Annotated in this window: 1 protein-coding gene (cut by a window edge); it reads left to right on the top strand. The window is 46.3% G+C overall.

Annotated elements, in window-relative coordinates; all coding sequences use genetic code 11:
* Positions 1–43 precede the first annotated feature (43 nt).
* On the top strand, positions 44–18065 hold the 5' portion of the coding sequence (locus MOO44_RS07260) for a DUF5776 domain-containing protein (protein WP_260116471.1). Its footprint extends 24350 nt past the window's final position; the window shows 18022 of its 42372 coding nt (coding positions 1–18022); it begins with the start codon at positions 44–46; the stop codon falls past the right edge of the window.

Genomic DNA, 18065 nt, shown 5'->3' with positions numbered 1-18065 from the left:
GAACATAACTTAAAAAGTTAGATCATGTAGAGGAGGAATTGATTTGCTCTATAATAAATATCAATTTGATAAGGTTAACGATAAAAAAATACTTAAAAAGGTAAAGAAGCAATGGGTAGTGGTTTCATTATCCATGCTCTCAGTGCTTGGTGGCGCCACTGCGGCTGCACAAAAGACGGTGCATGCTGATACCACGGGGGATGCTAATTACACTACGAGTGGAACTGATTCTAATTCCAATCAAACGACTGTGTCTGCTTCCGATAACGGCAGTAAGAGTAGTGCTAGTGCATCCAGTAATGAATCAAGCGTTACTAGTGATTCCACTACCGCTGGGGATAACCACTCGACTTCACTGCAATCCAGTGCTGATAGCTCAGCTAGTTCAACTAGTTCGTCTTCAGCCGATCAAAGCGGTCAGTCTAGCTCAACTGAAGCTTCAAAAACGAGCAGTGCAAGTAAAGATGCCACGAGTGCTAGCCAAACGAGTTCTAATAGTGCTGATACTGCTGCCAGTGCCTCTAGCAGTAGCAACGATAGCAGCAGTGATAGTGCCACACTTTCCGCTAGTGCTAGTGCATCCACAAGTGCCAGCGAAGCTGCCAGCAAGCTAGCCAGCGCCAGTACATCCGCTAGTGTTAGTGAATCAGCTAGCGAGAGCGCATCTGCCAGCGCTAGTGCCAGTGCATCGGTCAGTGAAAGCGCTAGCGAATCAGCTTCCGCCAGTGCCAGTGCATCTGCTAGTGCGAACCAATCTAGTGCTGCATTGAGCAATGCAGAGTCATCCAATGATGCTAATAGTTCCGTAAATAGTGTTACCAGCGTAAGTGGTAACGCTTCTTTGACGAGCTCACAAGTTGATGCATTGACCCAGATTTTTGCGGGCTCTAACGATACGGTCAACAAGTTAGACGTGAATAAGCTATCTGCATCGGATGCTGCGAATGTAGAATTATTGTTTCGGGATGCTGATGCGACGGGGGATGGCAATGACCAAGCGACCCAAATTAATAGTTTAATTACCCAATTGAATAGTGCAGCTTCTTCCAATGCGTACGTTGCGAGTGCTAATTCAGTTGCGATTGCTTCTAATACAGGGACCCTTGCGAAAGTTTCCAGTGCTGCTGATTATGCATACCGGCTTTCAGTTCGTTACGCTGATTCCACATCTAATTCCAAAAGTCAAGCTGCCAGTCAAGGGGCAATGTCTGCCTTAGCCACTTACAATAGTCTTGCTAGTTATGTCACTTCACTAACTTTGAATAGTGTGTTCGCATCGAATGCGCAGGTTAATGGTTCTTCATTATCCGCAGCATTATCATCGGCCTCATCAGCAATTGCTGCGGGGTCAAGTATTGATTCAGTTGCGATGGCAAGCTTAGTAAGTGCTGTAACGACCCAGAGTAGCAATGCTAATACCTATTACACCAGTGTTAGCAATGCGGTTACTGGAATTTCTTCCGGATCATCTGCTGTTAGTGGCTTAGTAAGGCAAGTTTCTTCTGCAACGAGTCTGACTTCTAGTCAAGCCTCTGCCAATACTGCTAATCCTGGTGCCGCCAGTGGGTTTGTGAACGTTACTAATGCTAGTCAATTTGATGCAGCCTTTCAGAATGGCAATGTAACCCATATTAATATTGATGGGACATTTAGTCTATGGAGTTTGTATGCAGGTTATAATGATATGTACCGGACTAATAATCATGGTGGAAACTTTACCGTTAATGGGATGCAAATGGACGGGACCAATTCGACCGTTGATTTTGCTGGATTATCATATAATGCCCAAGATCAAACTACGGTCGTGCAAAATTTGAATCTATATGGCGCTAACTACTTTGGGCCCATCACTTCTAGATCAACCTCTGGGGCTAAGTTATACTACGATAATATTAACTATACTGGGTCCCAATTAGCTTACGCCACGGTTACGAATTTGTACTTAGGGAATCCTAACAATACTGCTGATACGGTCGCCACTGCTAATGGTGGTAGCATCAACGTTAATGATAATCCAATCAAGAGTTACGTTAACATCAATGCTGGGCAAAACTATGCTGCAATTCAAGCGCCATCCAGTGGTGGGGCTTTGTCAAAGGTCAATGGAATCATGGTTGCCCAAGCTGAGGGTGGTTCCTCCGGTGGAAGTGGTGTGAATGGTGGCTCGAATCAACAAGTCTTCCAAGTACAATCTGCTGAATTTTTGCCAGGAGTAACCTTTAATGCCTCTACCTATGACGGAAACGTATTGGAAATTGGTGGCGGTGGTAACGTTACGGTCGACCATGGTGCTAATGTTACCTTATCACCTGGTGGTAATGGTGGTGAAGATTCCGTGCTCGGAGCTAGTTGGGGAATTTATCAAATGGGTTCCGGGAATGTGAACGTTAACGCCGGGGCAACATTAAACGTTAATCCATACGTTAATACTAACTTTACTAAATACTTGCCAGGAGCAATTTATTCCGCTGGTGGTGGTAGCATTAACGTTACCGATGGGGCAAAATTAAATGTTAATCCAACTGGGATTGGTAGTTCTACGGCTTGGTGGGGAGGCCAAAATACTAGTGGATTCATCTATATGAATGGTGCTTCTACGATTAATGTTAAGGATCAGGGTGAATTGAACCTTAACGGAACTAATTTGAGTAGAAACGTTACTAATTCAGCAATCTATCTGTCTGGTTCCAGTAATATGTACCTTAGTAATGAATCGATCTTGACCGCTTCTGTTGATGGTTCTGGAGCAATTAGTTTAATCAATGCTAACGGTAACGTTAACATTGATAACCCGCAAAAAATTATTTTAGACATTAGTAAAAATACATCCACTGGGAGTCGTTTAATTACTAATTCCGTCAAAATCATTGGAACGGTGGCTTCATTTACGGATATAAACGGGAATGTTTATGGGCCATTTGCCAGTGCAACTGTTAATTCAGACTCAAGTGGGAATATCACTACTTCTCCCACGGGAGCATTGGTAAGTAATAATGCTAATAAAACCCTTCCTGGATCAGCATTTACTAGGTACTTGCAAATGAACCACGTTCAGGATGTTCAAATCGGGGGGATTAATTTTAATCCAACCACTGGGGTAGTTACTGGATATGCAACGCCTGGATCATATATTAAATTAAGCTATACATTACCAGATTTAAATGGTAATTATGTAAATTCAGTTCCAGTCCAAGGAATAATGAATTCTGATGATACCAATGACACTTCTACTGCCAATTCTTATCTAGGTAAATCTGACTCCAATGGGCTATTTAGCGTCACCGTACCAACTGCATATTTGGCAAATGTAGTTGCTGCTGCCCAACATTACGGATTTACAGTAACTGCGCATTATAATACCGTTAAACCTGATAAAGAAGCATCAGTTAACGTCCAAGCCTATATGGATGGTGAATCTGGCAATACCTCTAACTCATCTGATACCACTTACAAAAATGACTATGATGCTGGTCAACAATACTCTGCCGGTTACAAACAAGGTCAATCGGACATTAACTTTAATAGTGGAATTTATAATAATTCAATCGATTACCAAATTGGATACCAAAACGGATATGTTGCTAAGGGTGATACGTTAGGGCAGCGTTATTACGACATTGCAAATAGTGCAGTGACATCTAACCACAGCCTATATGTTCCTGCTGGATCGAGTATGGCTTCAGTTGCGAGTGGGGCTTCAGCATCCGCTAGTGCTGCTTATAGTACTGCTGTTGCTGATTCTAGTTATGCGACCGCCCAAGCTACTAGTTATTCTGAGTTTCAATTTATTAGTTCGATGCAAGCACTGCAATCTGCCCAGGTATCAGCAATCAGTTCCGCTAATATTATAATTGATGCTAACATTAGCAGCGTTGCATCGCTTCTGTCAGTTGCTAGCAGTGCATATGCAGATGGAAATAATAGCTTTTATGGCGCAACTAGTTCTCAAAGTATTGCCTCAGGCTACTTAAGTAATGCAATTGCCAATATTGCAAAGGCAAGATCGTTAGCCGCTAGTTCTGCCACTGCAGTTCAAGCGGGGGCTTTCGTGACTTTAGCGTCTTCATATGCTGTTAATTTGCAATCCATTGCAGGGACAACAACTACTGATTCATCGACTACATCATCTGCAATGTCTGCTGCTAGTGTTGGTTATGTTGCTGTTTCTAATGCACTTCAGGCAGTTAGCAAAGCTTCTAGCCAAGCTTCTATTAATTCATCAGCACTTAGTGAAATGGTGTCAACTGCTAGTTCTGGAATTAGTGCAGGCCATATTGCTGAAGCTAGTGCAAGAATAGCAAGTGAATTTGCTTCAGTTGCATCTGCAACTGCCGAAAATGATAAAACTGCTGCTAACAGTCAGTCATCATCTGCTGGGGCATCACGTGATGGTGCATCAGGTGCTGATAGTAAAGCAGCCTCAATTGCAGCATCAGCTACTTCAACAGCAAACAGCGCAAAGGCAGTAGCTGCTAGTAATGGCAATTCATCAAGTGTAGCTGCAATTGATTCTTTGGTTGTTTTGATTAGTAGTGCTGCTAATGACGCAAGTAGTGCTGCTAGTGATGCTGCCAGTGCACATAGTGCTGCTATATCTGCTGCTAATAGTGCTTCTGCTGCTGCGCTTTCTGTATCAAATTTGGCAGATAACGTTTCTGAGCAAGCTTCCATTGCTTCAAGTGCTGCATCTAGTGCAATTGCTTTATTAAAAACCGATCCTAAGAATTCAGCTGCTCAGTCTGCATTGGATTCTGCTAGTTCTGCAGCAACTTCTGCTAATGCTGCAAGTAGTGCAATTTCAGCAGCTTCAGACTCAGCTAATGTTGCGTCATCTGCAGCTGCTTCCGCAGCTGCAGCTGCTGCAGCTGCGGAAAAGCGGGCACAGGATGCTGCAAGTACTTTAGCTAGTGCTGCAGGTTCATTGGACAATCTAACTTCTTATAATTCGACGAGTGATGTTGCTGCCGGAAATAAAATTATGAGCTTAGCCTCTAATGCTAGTGATACCTATAAAACTGCTTCCGCAGCAATTCCACTTTCTTCCAGCGCTGCAAGCGCACAGTATGTCACTAACCAGAGTCAGCTGGCTAGTGTTAGTGCAGTTAAAAGTGGGCCCAGTTCTGCTGCCTCGGTGCTTTCGAGTGCTGTTAATTCCACGCCAAATAATGCACTGATTAGTGATTATTCTGCATCCGGATCGAGTGCTGAGTCAGCATTAGCCTCATATGTTTCTGATGCTGATTCCCTCAGTGCAATCGCATCTACTCAAAATTCGATAGTTATAGACGGAAATAATAAGATGAATAGCTATAATGCTGAAAATCCGAATGCGATTTCGTATGCTAGTTCTGCTTATTCTAATGGGAGTAATGCGGTTTCAGCTGCTAAGGCTGGTAACAGTGATGTTGCCAAAAGTAACCTATCAAGTGGGCATGCCTCATTAATTCCAGCGCAAAGCCAAGCCACTGATGTTTCAAACATTAATGCAACGTTGCAAAATGCGAATACGGTTTTAAGCTCTGTTACTGATGCATTAAGTAGTTTGAAGGCTAGTATGGCAGTCGAATCAAATGCCATTGCTGCTGCTGCTTCAGGAGCTAGTTCAGTTGCCAGTGCTGTTAATAACATGAATAACAATGTTAAGTCCGCACAAAATAGTTCTACTTCAGCTGCCGCTCAATCAACTAGTGCCGGCAGTCATAATAGTGATGCTAGTTCGTTTGCAAGCTCAGCTAGTGTAGCCGCAAGTAATACGTCTAGTAACAATCAATTTGTTAGTTCTAAAGCGTCAGCGGTTAGTTCAATCGCTAGCCAATATCCAAATGATTCCACAATGAGTGGTTACAATAGTACTGCGCAAAGTGCTAGTTCCACTGCTGCTTCTGCATCTAGTGATGCCGTCAGTGCATCTAGTGATGCTAGCTCGGCTAGTTCCGCTGCTAATTCTGCTGCCTCTGCAGCAGCTAGTTACGCTAAAGCTGCTAGTGATGCTGCTAGTGCTGCCGCATCTAATGCTTCGCTAGCTTCCAGTGCATATAGTACTGGTGATAGTTCCGTTGCCTCATCGTATAGTGCGCAAGTAGTGATTAATTCTAATTCTGCATCCGCAGCGAATGATTCGGCGAGTGCAGCTAATACTGCTGCCCAAAGCTATGCAAGTAGTGCTTCTAGCGCTGCCCAGAGAGCTTCAAGTGATTCTAGTGTTGCAAGTAATGCTGCAAGTGCTGCAAGCAATGCATATTCCAATGCGGTTAGTTATGCTGGAAATCAATCAAGTGCAGCATCTAGTACTGCTAGTTCTAATTCTTCAGCTACTAATTCAATTTCAGCAAGCTTTTCAAATGTTTATAGTACAGTTTCGAGTCAGTCCAGCAATGCTTCAGATGCAGTGTCAAAAGCAAGCTCTGCTTCATCTGCGGTAGCTAGCTATTCAGCTGCTGGACAAAGTAGTGCATCAATCGTAAATGGTTACTTCACGAATAGCGTTAATTCTGGGAATCCGGTGATTGCTTCGGCATCATCTGCAATCGCTAGTTTTAATGATAGCTTGAATAGTTTAAATACTGATGCCGGAAATCAACTTACGAGTGCTCAAACTGCCTATATTAGTGCTTCAAATGCATCTTCAGCTATGAATTCACTAAGTACATGGGTTAGTCAATATTCATCTGGTGTTAATTCATTTTATGCACTTGCAAGTAGTGCAGCAATCGCTGGTCATTCTAGTTTAGTTAATGACTTTAACAGTAAAATTGCTTTTTATGCAAGTCTAGCTAATGGGTTAGTTTCAAGTATTTCGAATGCATCTTCTGCTGCCTCCACTGCCAGTTCAAAGGCACAGTTGGCTGCTAGTCAGGCGATTACTGATCAAACTAACGCTGCTAAGTTAAATGCATCAATTACAGCTGCTTTCAACAGTGCTGCTTCAGCCAGTGCTGCCGTTAGTGATGCCAGTGCTGCTGGTAGCTATGCTAGTCAAGCTAGTGGTTATTCAAGCAGTGCAGGAAGTTCAAGTAGCATGGCTAGCTCAGCATCGAGTGCAACGAGTGGATACTCTTCTGCTGCTGCTTCCACTGCTGCTAGTGCATCGAATAGTGCTACAAATGCCTCATCGATTGCATCTGCGATGTCGAGTGCTGCTAAAGCACAACCAGATAATTCTGCATTAAGTTCATATGCCAACGTTGCCTCATCGGCTGCTTCTGCTGCTAGTTCAAATGCTGTAATCGCTAGTTCAGCTGCTAGCAAAGCTAGTTCAGCAAGTGTAGTGGCTAGTTCACAAAGTGTCCTTGCAAGTCAAGCATCCTCTAATGCTGCTTCCGCCAACGCGGTTGCATCAAGTGCTGCCAGCGTTGCTTCCACTGTTGCTAATAGTGGTGATAGTGCATCTGCTAGTTCTGCTAGAAGTGCTGCAAGTAGTGCTGCTGATGATGCTTCTAGGTTTGCATCTCAAGCAAGTACTGCAGCGGCAGCAGCATCCAATGCTGCTACGGATGGAAGTAATGCCAATAGTTTGGCTTCTAGTGCATCTAATAACGCAAGTACTGCTGATAGTACTGCCCAAAGTGCATCGAGTGCTGCTAATAACAATAGTAGTGCTGCGAGCGACGGTTCCAGTGAAGCTAACTCAATTGCTAGTTCTGCAAGTAATGAGAATGGTTCAATTTCAAACACCAACCAAAGCATTAGTGCAGATGCTAATTCAGCATCTTCATATGCAAGTGACGCTAGGTCCGCTGCTATTGCTACTAGTGGATTTAATCAATCTGCTTCAAATGCAGCTTCTACTGCTAGTTCATTACAAAGTGCTAACCCAAGCAATGTAGTAGTTTCACAACAAGCTTCAATTGCAAATAGTTATGCTACTAGTGCAAGTAGTTATAATGTTGACGCCCAAACCCAATCTAGCATTGCTAATAGTGCCGCTGGAGCTGCCATTGCTGCAAGCAATCAAGCTAACCGGGATTCATCCGCTGCCGCTTCTAACTTCAGTAACGTTAATTCCTACGTTACATCTGCTAATAGTGCCTACCAAAATGGTGACGTTAGTGCAGGGGACTCATATCGAGCCCAAGCATCAATTGCTGCACAAGCAATGAGTGATCAAGCAAATGACATTAGTTATCAAGCTTCAGTTGCTAGTTCAGCTAAAAGCGCGGCAAGTACCGCTGCTTCGCAAGCTAAAATTGATCAGTCTAATGCTTCAAATGCTAACGAGAGTGCCCAAGCTGCTATGCAATCTGCGCAAGCTGCTGCTAGCCAAGCCACTAATGCCAGTTCCAATGCAACCCAAAATAGTAGTAGTGCAAGCTCTGCTAATTCAGCTGCCAATAGTGCTAACACTGCCGATTCCACTAACGTTAGCTCTGCTAATTCCTATGCTGCATTAGCATCTTCATATGCTAGTCAAGCTGACAGTGCACTAAGTAGTGTGAATACAATTAACACTAGTATGGCTAGTGTTGTTAGTACTAATTCCGCTAACGTTGTGTTAAGTGGCTATGCGAGTGCCGCTAACTCCGCTCAATCTGTAATTAGTAGTTATACTGCTGATGCTGATCAACAACGGTCAACTGCATCAAATGTTGCATCGTCTGCAACTGGATTACATGGGTCTGATGCGGCCTTACTATCATCTGTTAATAGCTATGTTGCAGCTGTTTCCAGTTATGATGCTAATGCTAATTCGTACTACTTAGCAGGGAATACATCTGATGGTGATACTGCTGCTTCTTCAGCTAAGGCTGCCGTAAGCAGCGCAAGCTCAGTTGCTGCTCAACTATCAGCTAACGCTAGCTCCATTCAAGACTGGACTAACACTGCCAGCACTGCTGCTTCCAAGGCTTCCGATGATGTTAAGAACATCAACATTGCACTTGGTTCATTTAACAGTGCTGCCAGTGCCTTTTCAAGTGCAAGTGCTGCCATTTTCAATGGTAATTCTGGTGCAAATAGTGCTTCAAGTGCGACAAGTTTAATTGCTTATAACATTGACAGCATTATAAATTCAGTTGCTAAATATGCTGATAAGGTTAAGGCTGATCAATCTTATGCCAGCTCAGTGAACTCATTTATTGCCCAACCAAGCAGCAGTGAAGCATATTCTGATTTTGTCAATAAGACGAGCTTGGTTAATTCATACTTTGCTAACGATCCTACTAATGTAACGTTCAGTAGTGCGAATAAGACGGTTAATAGTGCAATGAATTCAGCTAATGCTGGTAGTACTGACGCCAAGACGCAAAGCAATGTGGTACAAAGTTTGGCCGTTAATGTGCTTTCACTTTATGATGGATTACAACAAATGAGTTCTGCATTGGTTGGCTTTAATTCTGGAATTGCTCAGTATTCAACTGCAGCTAGTGCTGCCTATGCTAAGGGTGACATTGATTCTGGAAATGCATATACATCAAGCGCAAGTGCTCTTGCTAGTTCAGCTGTTAGTGTGACAGCTAGTGCTGGTACGTTCGCATTCCCAATGCAAAGTCTTACTGCCTTTGCAGACATGCCAGTTGCTTCAGCTAGTGCTGATTATCAAAGCACTTCTTCTGCATATGATGCAATTAACGGTGCTTATGTCTCAGTTTCCAACTATGCATCTACTGCCGGGACTTCAGGGAATTCCTCTGCATCTACGACTAGTTCAGTAGCTAGTTCAGCTAATTCCGCTACCCAATCATTTGCAAGTGGTGCGAATGCTAGTGCATCCAGTGCACTTCAATACAGCAAGGATGCGTCATCCGCTGATAGTGCTGTTGCTAGCTATTCTAATAATGCTGACCAACAAAGTACGGCAATTGGAAACGTGGTTAACTCCGCAAATGCCGATAATCCAGTTATCAGTGGAGCAGTTACATCATTAAATTCTGCCAGTGCAGCGTTATCCAGTGCGAAGAGCAACGCTGATGATGATTCAACAGCTGCTAGCACCCAAGCTTCCATTGCGAGTTCCGCAGCCAGTGATGCAAACACCGCTAGTGTTACCGCTAGCGTCAATGCCAGTTTGGCCATTCAAACAGCTTCTCAAGCAGCAGCTGCCAATGCTGCGCAAAATTACACTCAGGCTAATTCCTTGAACTCGACTGCTGCTGGTTATGCTAGTGTAGCTAGTCAGGCCGTAACCAGTGCTTCTGCAGCTAGTGCTACGGCATCTACTGCTACTGACTCTGCTCATTCTGCAGCTAGTCGGGCTGAATCGGAACAAAGCCTTGCTTCAGGCTACAATAGTACGATTAATTCCGCAGTATCCGCTGCAACCCAAGCTAGTGGGGCCATCAACGATGCTAGCTCGGCTTCCAGTTATGCTAATCAAGCATCTGGCTACAATAGTGCCGCTAGTTCCAACAGCACGGCTGTTAATTCAGACGTCAGCTCAGCTAATGCCTCATATACTGCAGCTTCTAATACTGCATCTAGCGCTGCTGATTCTGCTAGTGCGGCATCGACGGCTGCATCACAGGCTAATTCGCTTGCTTCGGCTAACAAGAGTAACGCTGCTGTTCAATCATTAGCATCCAGTGCCAATAGTGCGGCGATTGTTGCATCTACTGCTGCTTCTACTGCTGCCTCTGCGCGTGATCAAGCTAGCTCAGATGCCTCTAACGCTACGGTGCAAAGTAACAATGCTTCTACTGCTGCTACCGCTGCATCTAAGGCTAATAGTACGGCATCCAGTGCCGCTAGTTCAGCTGCAAGTGCTGCTCAAAGGGGTGATAGTTCTGCGGCAAGTACTGCCCGTTCCATTGCTAATTCTGCTGCCACCGATGCATCTAACGCAGCAGCTTCAGCTGCTGCTGCAAAGTCAGCTGCTGATTCATATGCCAAGGATGCAAGTTATGCCAACAGTACGGCATCCAGTGCAAGTAGTACTGCTAGTTCAGCTAATAGTACGGCATCTAGTGCTAGTTCAAATGCTAGTTCCAACGCCAGTGCTGCTAGTTCTGCTGCTGGGAACTCGAGTGCTAGTTCACAGGCTGGTAGTTATAATAGCGCCACTAGCTTGAGTACTAATACCACGGTCTCATACGCTAATAGTGCTTCTAGTTATGCCAGCGCCGCTAGTTCAGCTGCTTCCGCTACTGGTAGCTTCACGAACACGGCTCAAGGCAATGCGACGGCCGCCCAAAGCTTGGCTACTGCTAATGATCAAAATACGATCGTTAAGTCCCAAGCAAATGTAGCATCGACTGCCGCTTCGAATGCCGCTAGTGCGCTTGCTGATGCTAATACTCAGTCTAGTGTGGCTAATAGTGCCTATGCAGTTGCATCAAGTGCTGCTGCCAGTGCAACGACTGCTTCAATTACCGCTAGCAACACGGTTTCAAACGTTAATAGTTTGGTATCAGTTGCCAATAGTTACTATGCTAATGGTGATACTGCGAATGGTTCAATTTATGCAAACCAAGCTTCTACTGCTGCTGCCGGAATGAGTGCCGCATCTAAGGCCGCTGCCGATGCAATTGCGGTTGCTTCATCGGCTACTGATAGTGCTAGTGTTGCTGCATCGAAGGCCATTTCTGACCAAAGTGTTGCATCCAATCAAGCTAGCATTGCAACAGCTGCTTTGAGCTCAGCTCAATCAGCTGCGAACCAAGCTTCTGCTGCCAATTCTAATGGTAGTAATAATACGAATTCGGCTAATTCAGCGAGTTCAATTGCCGGAAGTGTTACTACTGGTGACAGTACTAACGCTAGTTTAGCGAACTCATACGCTAGTGCCGCATCTTCTTCTGCCAGTTTAGCTACCATTAGTGCTAATAGTACTAGCACCACTAATAGCAGTATTGCTGCACTGATTAAGTCCAACAACAGTGATGCTTCGCTTGCTAGTTATGTGCAATCCGCAAGTATGGCTTACTCAGCGGTGGCTTCATTGAACATTGATGCCCAAAGTCAATCTAGTATTGCTAAGAGTGCTGCTAGTGTCGCCAATGCTTTACAAGGTAGTGATAGTGGCTTTACTAGTACCATTTCGAGTGCTTCAAGTGCGGTTGCGACTAACATTGCGTCCGCTAATTCAGCATACCTTGCTGGCAGCACGTCTGATGGTGATAATTACTCGAGTGCTGCAAGTACGGCTGCTAGTGCTGCATCTGCTGCTGCTCAGGCAATGCTTAATAATTCAGCAGCAATTCTTGCTCAAACCAACAGCGCCAGTGTTGCTGCATCGAAGGCTGCTAGTGCCGTTCAACAAATGGGTGTTCAAATGAGCCAATTCAATAGTGCTGCTAGTGCCGCTTCTAGTACTGCATCCGCTACTGATAGTGGTAACAGTGCTGCAAGTGGGGCTTCTAGCACCGCTAGTTCTGCTAGTGCTGCTACCGTAATTGCTGGTCAAACTGCAAGTGCCAATAGCAGTGTGGTTAGTTCTGCTTATAGCACCGCTAGTTCTGCTTCAGCAGTGGTTAGTGGTAACGTCACTTCCGCTAACTCATTGGCTGGTTCAATCAATAACTACCTTAATAATGATCCAAATAATTCAACCTTCAAGAGTGCTGCTACGGTTGCTTCTAGCGCCGTGAACGCAATTAACGGGTACAATGCCGATGCTTCGTTGCAAACTAGTATTGCAAGCAGCGCTTCGTCTGCAGTAGCTTCCCAAGTGGCACTGATTAGTGGGGCGAGTGCAACCATTAGTAATGCCGTGGTAAGTGCAAATAGTTACTATGCGCAAGCTAGCGCTGCCTATCAAACCGGCTCACTTGCCGAGGGCTCGATTTATGCTTCCAATGCGGTTAGTTACGCGAATAATGCTAGTACCCAAGCTAGTTTAGCAAGTAGTGCTGCGTCTGATACCAATAATTTAGCTGCGACTGCTAAACAAGCTGCTTCTAAGGCCGTTGATGATGAACAGTCAGCAAGTGCAGCTTTAAGTTCACTTAGTGCTGCTGAAAATGATGCAGCTATAGCTGCTAAATCTGCTGGAAGTAATACCGCATCTGCAACCACTAGTGCATCTAATCAGGCAAGCACTGCAAGCAGTACCGCTGCTAGTGCCGCGAGTGATGCTAACAACAAACTTACCTCTGCTTCCGCTGCGAATGCTGATGCATCAACAGCTGATAGTAAGGTGACGAGCTACGTTAATAATGCAAATGCCCAAAGCTCAGTGATGAGTCACTATGTTAATACTAACTCTAGCAATGCTACCATTAGTGCTGCCAGCGTTGCACTTTCGAGTGCAAGTAATGGATTAACCAGTGCAAAGGCTGCAACTGACGGTTTCTCTAGCACTGCTAGTTCAGCATACATTGCCGCAAGTAATGCCGCATCCAATGTAAATAGTTACAATGGAATGGCCATTATTAATGCTAGCCTGGCTAGTGAAAATGCTGCGCAAGCTAGTGCTGCCACTGCATCTGGTAACTACTCACAAGCTGCATCTCTTAATGCTAGTGCTGCTAAATTTGCCGCATCTGCTAGTGATAATGCAGCAAGTGCACAGAGTGCTGATCAAATCGTATCGAGTGCAAACAGTGTTGCCCAAGCTGCTGCTAAGTCAGCTGATTCAGAAGCTAGTGTTGCATCCGGATTTAATGATACCGTTAACTCCGCAATCAACACCGCTAGTATTGCTAGTGCTGCTGCCAATGCCGCTTCATCTGCGGGTAGCTACGCAAGCCAAGCTTCTAACTACAACAGCAGTGCCCAAAGTGATAGCAGTCAGGTGAATAACGATGCTAGTGCTGCCAATACTGCTAGTTCTAACACTTCCAATGCTGCTGCTAGTGCTGCTGCTTCAGCTAGTGCCGCAAGTACTGCTGCTGCCTCCGCTTCAGCAACGCTTTCAGCAAACTCCGGAAATGCTACTATTTCTGCATTTGCATCAAGTGCAAGCGCTGCTGCTACTGCTGCCGCTAGTGCCGCTTCCGTTGCCGCTAGTGCGCATGATAAGGCCAACTCCGCCTCCGCTGCAATTGTTAGTCAAAGTACCAACGCTTCCAGCGCTGCAAGTGTTGCTGCTTCAGCTAGTGCTGCCGCCTCTAGTGCCGCTTCCGTTGCGTCATCTGTAGCTCAAAATGGTGATTCAAGTTCCGCTAGTTCAGCTCGTGACGTTGCGTCATCTGCCGCATCTGTAGCTTCCAATGCAGCAGCAGCTGCTTCCACTGCGCGTTCCAATGCTGATGCTGCCGCAAGTGATGCTAATTCCGCCAATAGTGCCGCTAGTTCAGCGAATAGTGCTGCTGGATCATATACTAGTACTGCCAGTTCAGCTAATAGTGCTGCAAGTTCGACTGCAGATGCTACTAAGTCTGCTGCAAGTGGTAATACGGGGACATCTTCTGAAGCTGCTAGTTATGCATCTGCTACTGGGACTAGTGTTAATGCCGCCAATGCGAGTGCTAAGCAAGCATCGACCTATGCATCACAAGCTAGTTCTGCAGCCGTGGTTACTAACAGCTTGAATAGTGCTGTGCAAGGCAATGCGACTGCTGCAAACAGTCTAGCTAGTGCTAATAGTCAAAACAGCGTGGTTGCAGCTCAAACTGCGATTGTTAATTCAGCTGCTAGTGTCACAGCTTCTGCACTTGCTGATGCTAATACGCAATCTAGCATTGCTAATAGTGCCTATGCAGTGGCTAGTGCTGCTGCTAGTTCCGCTAACTTTGATTCTTACAATGCTAGCTTGACCGTTAATAATGTCAACAGCTTAATCAATGCTGCTAATGGTGCATACGCAGTTGGTAACATTTCACAAGGCTCACTGCTTGCTGATCAAGCTAAGCAAGCTGCATCTGGGATGAGTGCGCAATCTGCTGACGCTTCATCACAAGCATCGATTGCTGCTTCTGCTACCACGGTTGCTTCAAATGCTGCATCCAGTGCGATTGCTGCTATGAACAGAGCTTCCAATGCGTCAGTTAATGCTTCCAATGCGTTGAATTCCGCTCAATCAGCTGCGAACCAAGCTTCTAATGCTGCCAATAGTGGTAGTAACAATAATAGTATTGCCGCTTCCGCTAGCTCCGTTGCTGGCAGTGTTGTGTCCGGTAACAATACCAACGTCAGTTTGGCTAGTTCATACGCATCCAATGCAGCCTCATCCGCTAAATTAGCTAGCTCTAGTGCCGATAGCATCAACGCTGTTAATACTTCCATTGCTAGTCTTGCCAGTGCGAACTCCGCCAACGCTTCCGTAGCCAGCGCTGCTACTGCAGCGTCTACTGCGAACTCGTTGATTGCTTCGGGGGCTGCTTATGCCAGCGCTCAAGCTAGCACCGCAGCTAGTGCTGCTAGTGTTGCGAGTGTGATCCACGGTTCCGATAGCACGTTGAGTAGTACCATCGCCAGCGCATCGAGTGCGGTTGCTACCAACGTTGCTTCGGCTAACTCCGCCTACCTAGCCGGCAGTTCATCCGCCGGTGATAATTATGCCAAGGTCGCTAGTCAAGCTGCCACGGATGCTTCGAATGCTGCGCAAACGTTGCTTAACAATTCCAGCGCCATTGCTAGCTACACTGCCGTAGCAAGTACCGCTGCTTCGAATGCATCGAGTGCCGTGACCCAAATCGGGGTGCAAATCAGCAACTTCAACAGTGCATCGTCCGCTGCGTCAAATGCCGCTAGTGCAGCGCAAGGTGGTACGACTGCGGTGACTTCCGCATCCAATGCATCCAGTGCGGCTGCTAGTCAAATCAGCAGTAACTACAATGTTGCAAGTGGGAACTTAAATTCTGTCAGTGGCTACAATTCAGCCGCTTCATCCGCTGCCAGTGCCGTAAGCACGACTACGACTTCCGCAAGTGCTACAACGAGTACGGTCAATAGTTACTTCGCAAATGATCCAACCAACACCGCTTTCAAGAGCGCTTCTTCAGCTGCGAACAGCGTGATGACTACGATCAACAGTTTGAATGCTGATGCCCAGGCCCAAAAGAGTACTGCAAGCAGTGCCTACGTTGCCGTTAGTTCGTACGTCAATGCGATTGCGTCCGCAAGCACGGCGACTGCCAATAACTCCGTTGCCGCTTCGGTTGCAGAAAGTCTAGCGGTTTCTGCTTACAATAATGGAAATACTTCAGCCGGTAGTTCTGCAATGGTTTCGGCCGCTTCATACGCCAACCTAGCTAGTTCAACTGCGGTGATGACCTCTAGTTATGCATCCGCAACCACTAGTTTGACGACTGTTGCTTCGACTGCCGCTAGTCTGGCAAAGGATGATGAATCCAACGCCACAGTTGCAAACGGGTCGTTAACTTCCATCGCTAACGCTGCCGCCAGTGCCGCTACGAATGCTGGGAGTGGGGCGACGAATAGTGCTTCTACCACTAATAGTGTGGCTAGTTCCGCTAACACCGCTGCGTCCACTGCTGCTAGTGGTGCAAACGCTGATGCCAATAAGGCATCAATTGCTAACTCGACGGCCAGCTCTGCTGATAGTGTCGTTAATAGCTACTCTAGCGTTGCGACCCAAAGCAAGGGCGCCATGGATAGTTATCAAGTGGCTAACCCATCCAATGCGGCCATCAGTAATGCCAGTTCCGCATTTAATAGTGCTAGTTCCGCATTGACCAGTGTGAAATCCAGTGCCGATGCTGCTGCCAGTGCTGCCAATACGCAGTACCAAACTGCAAGTAGTGCCGCTTCCACAGCCAATAGTGCCAGTTCTGCCGCTAGCTTGAACGCTAGTCTTGCTAGTTCGAATGCAAGTCAAGCGCTCTCTGCTAATAGTGCCGGGAACTACACCCAGGCCAGTCAATTTAATTCGATCGCCGATAGCTACGCCAAGGCAGCTTCGACCAATGCCTCCACTGCTACGAATGCTAGTCAAACTGCATCTACTGCCACGAGTGCCGCTCAATCAGCTGCTAGTCAGGCCGTTAGTGCCCAAACCTCAGCAGCTGGTCTGAACAGTACGATGAATTCAGCCATTGCCGCTGCCTCCACCGCTAGTGGAGCAATTAGCTATGCCTCCAATGCATCCAGTGCCGCTAGTCAAGCTGGTAGTTACTCAGGAAACGCCAACGCGGATAGCAGTGCGGTAAGTAGCGCTGCTAGCAATGCAACGGTCATTTCTGGCAATACTTCTAACGATGCATCGAGTGCTGCTGCTCAATCACAAGCAGCCAGTTCTGCCGCTTCATCGGCCGCTTCATATGCATCAGCAAATCCTAAGAACTCAGCAATCGCTTCATTAGCATCGAGTGCTGTGTCAGCAAGTACGGCTGCATCAACTGCTGCGTCAACCGCTGCCTCTGCTAGTGCCAAGGCTAGCTCTGCATCGGCAGTGATCAGTGCCCAAAACTCAATTGCGGGTTCTGCTTCAACCGCCGCTTCGACTGCCGCTTCCAAGGCGAGTGCTGCTGCCAGCGCCGCTTCCACGGCTGCTCAAAATGGGGATAGTTCTGCTGCCAGTTCAGATGCTGCCACTGCCAGTGCTGCCGCTAACGATGCATCCAATGCAGCGAGTGCTGCCGCAGCTGCTAAATCAACTGCCAACTCCGCTACTAATGATGCGAGTGCCGCTAACAGTACGGCTAGTTCAGCTAACAGTACGGCTAGCTCCGCTAACAGCGTTGCAAGTTCGGCTAATAGTGCTGCGAGTTCGACTGCCGATGCTGCTAATTCTGCCTCCGGCAATAATTCTGGCACTGCAAGTACGGCTAATAGTTACAATTCAGCTACTAGCACGTCTGCCAGTGCCGCAAGTACGGCTGCAAATAATGCATCCAATGATGCGCAAACCGCAAGTAAGGCTGCTTCGGTCGCTAACGGTGATAGCGCCCAAATTTCAAACTCTTCCAGTGCCGTTACTAGCATTGCTGCTGCTAATAGCAGTAATGCTTCCAATGGCTACATTAGTACCCAAGCTTCAATCATCAGCTCTGCTAGCGTAGTTGCCAGTTCTGCCGCTTCGGTTGCAAATGCCCAATCAAAGGTTGCGGCCGATGCTTACAGTACTGCTTCAACTGCAGCTAGCAAGGCTGCTAATGATTCAAGTGTTGCTAACTCCACTGCCATTGCGGTCAACAGTTTAGTAAGTGCTGCTAACAGTGCTTATGCTGCTGGTGATGCCGTGAATGGGAGTTCAAACGCTTCCGTTGCTTCTTCAATGGCTTCTGCAA

Origin of the sequence: Nicoliella spurrieriana (genome assembly GCF_023380205.1) — a bacterium.
Classification (GTDB): domain Bacteria; phylum Bacillota; class Bacilli; order Lactobacillales; family Lactobacillaceae; genus Nicoliella; species Nicoliella spurrieriana.
The sequence above is the reverse complement of the archived record's forward strand: the minus strand, read 5'-3'. Positions and strand labels throughout refer to the sequence as shown.